This is a genomic window from Aetokthonos hydrillicola CCALA 1050, from assembly GCF_017591665.1.
Classification (GTDB): domain Bacteria; phylum Cyanobacteriota; class Cyanobacteriia; order Cyanobacteriales; family Nostocaceae; genus Aetokthonos; species Aetokthonos hydrillicola.
In genome coordinates, this window is sequence record NZ_JAAKGC010000336.1 from 1 (window position 1) to 1,857 (window position 1,857).

Consider the following 1,857-nt stretch of genomic DNA (forward strand, 5'->3'; position numbering starts at 1 on the left):
GCGCATTTCTTCTGCTGACTTCGTAGATATTAATCTTAAAAGACGACGCATTTGTTCGCCTATTGAATAGTTTTGTTGTCCTAAAATAATACTCATCTTTGAGTATCAGCTTTCTGGTAATATTGTTTTGCCAGCTGTTCATAAGCTTCTTGTTCTGCTGCTATATCCTCATCTATTTGTTCTCGATTGGCGTGATAATGAGTTAATGCAGCATAAACTTGTGTTATCGTCAAGTGATTCAATTTCCTGGCAATTTCCTCGGCACTGTAGCCTTGATTATATAAGCCAGCAACTCTACGAACAGATGTTCCTGTCCCAGCAATGATAGGACGTCCTCCATGAAGTTGGGGGTTAGTAGTGATTAATGTACTAATGTCAGTGAAGGTTGCCAATATCAACTCCTTTGGAAAGATTTTACTGTTATTCGATACATAGTGATTAGTTTCATTCTAAGCTTCAAGATAGCCGCCTCGACGTTCTGCAAGTTCCTGTTCGATTTCTTCTGAGTTCAGCAATCGCATTCCAGAGGCTATTGCTCGGTTACGAATTTCCCACAGTTGTTTGGCTAAAGGGGTTTGTGGAGTGTATTCGGATTCTGGCTCTACGCCCTCAGGCTGAGATTGTAGCTCTTCAACGAACTCTAAAACCTGCTGCTGTTTTTGAGGTGTGAGTTTTCGCCAACGTTCAAGAATCTGTTCTTCCGTTACCATTTCGTAGCTATACTAAGGTGTAATGTTATTATTCTCTCTTCTATTTTAGAAAGTCGAGTAGAGTCTAAGTCTGAAGTTGCTGCATCAAACCCGCTGTGTCAGAAACAGACCAATGCTCAGCAATTTTACCATCTTGAAAACGATCAATCCGAATCGCGGACATTGAAACCGTCTTACCTGTTGGCGGAATGCCGAAGAATGTTCCGCTATGCTTGGCTGTTAATGTTATGTAACTAACAACTCTATCTCCCTCAGCGATTTGCTGAATAATCTCAATCTGGGTATTAGAGAATGCGGAGAAATCAGCCATGAACGACTCATGATAAAGCACTAGTGCATCAATACCACGATTATCTGCCCCTGGCATCGCATAGTTAATACAATCCTCTGTCCAGAAGTCTTTCAACGCAGCCAAGTTTTGAGCTTTCCAAACTATGTCGATAAAGTTCCGTATTATGTGCTTGTTTTTCTCAGTATCGGTCATCAGCTTGTGTTGCTTAAGTATTGTTTCTCAGTATATCGATGTTTTGTAGACGGGGGGAAACGGCTTCAGTGTTGCCTATCTCAAGCATGAAATCAGCTAGAATCAGAAAATATAAAAATTTTAGGTAGAGTAAATAGTTATGTCTGTGCAGTACTCAATCGAACAGATTTCTATCAACTTGAACAAAATTATTCAAGAAGTTGAACAAGGTACACAAATCGAAATCACCTAGCAGGTTAAACAAATCGCTGTCATTATTTCAATGGAAGAATATGAAAAATTACTGAAGAAAACACCCAACTTTGGTGAATCCATAGAACGATTCCGTGAGGAATATAATGTAGAAGCAGCAGAAATAAACCCCGATGAAATTTTTGCTACGGTGCGGGATAAATCACCAGGACGGGAGGTATTTCTTAAATAGAAAACTGGTTTGTCATGTGAACCGAGAAACGAACTCCCTTCAATGAATTCATCTAAAAGTATTAGTATTCTTCCCTGGAAATTCACCTAATTCTTGCCGTAAGCGATACAGAATTGTATTCGGTTCTACTTCAGAGAGAATCTCTTGAATGACTGTACTAACTCCCAACTGTCCCCAAGAGCAGCCTTTTTCGAGATAAACTTGTGCTGCTTTACCTACAGCGTAGACTCCGTAACCAG

The 1,857-nt window shown here is 40.0% G+C and carries 4 protein-coding genes and 1 pseudogene; 1 reads left to right on the forward strand and 4 read right to left on the reverse strand.

Going from position 1 to position 1,857, the window contains the following annotated elements:
• Positions 1-92 precede the first annotated feature (92 nt).
• The 3 genes from G4P69_RS37630 to G4P69_RS37640 form a co-directional block, all read right to left on the reverse strand.
• Positions 93-392, reverse strand: coding sequence for a DUF433 domain-containing protein (locus G4P69_RS37630; RefSeq protein ID WP_208343735.1), 300 nt, complete (start codon positions 390-392; stop codon positions 93-95).
• A gap of 57 nt (positions 393-449) precedes the next feature.
• Complete coding sequence (locus tag G4P69_RS37635; RefSeq protein ID WP_208343734.1) at positions 450-710, reverse strand: hypothetical protein; 261 nt, start codon at positions 708-710, stop codon at positions 450-452.
• A 64-nt stretch (positions 711-774) separates the two neighbouring features.
• Positions 775-1,194 carry an ester cyclase gene (locus G4P69_RS37640; protein ID WP_208343733.1) on the reverse strand — a complete coding sequence of 140 codons (420 nt, stop codon included), beginning with the start codon at positions 1,192-1,194 and terminating at the stop codon, positions 775-777.
• A gap of 262 nt (positions 1,195-1,456) precedes the next feature.
• Here G4P69_RS37640 and G4P69_RS37645 point away from each other — a divergent pair, with 262 nt between their 5' ends.
• On the forward strand, positions 1,457-1,618 hold the full coding sequence (locus tag G4P69_RS37645) for a hypothetical protein (RefSeq protein WP_208343732.1): 162 nt from the start codon (positions 1,457-1,459) through the stop codon (positions 1,616-1,618).
• 48 nt (positions 1,619-1,666) lie between these two features.
• Here the strand turns inward: G4P69_RS37645 and G4P69_RS37650 are convergent.
• Positions 1,667-1,857: pseudogene (locus tag G4P69_RS37650) on the reverse strand (YcjF family protein); the annotation flags it as partial.

Bases quoted from the DNA above. Each gene is read 5' to 3' on its own strand.
- G4P69_RS37635 (WP_208343734.1), bottom strand. From the start codon at position 710: ATGGTAACGGAAGAACAGATTCTTGAACGTTGGCGAAAACTCACACCT.
- G4P69_RS37640 (WP_208343733.1), bottom strand. From the start codon at position 1,194: ATGACCGATACTGAGAAAAACAAGCACATAATACGGAACTTTATCGAC.
- G4P69_RS37645 (WP_208343732.1), top strand. From the start codon at position 1,457: ATGGAAGAATATGAAAAATTACTGAAGAAAACACCCAACTTTGGTGAA.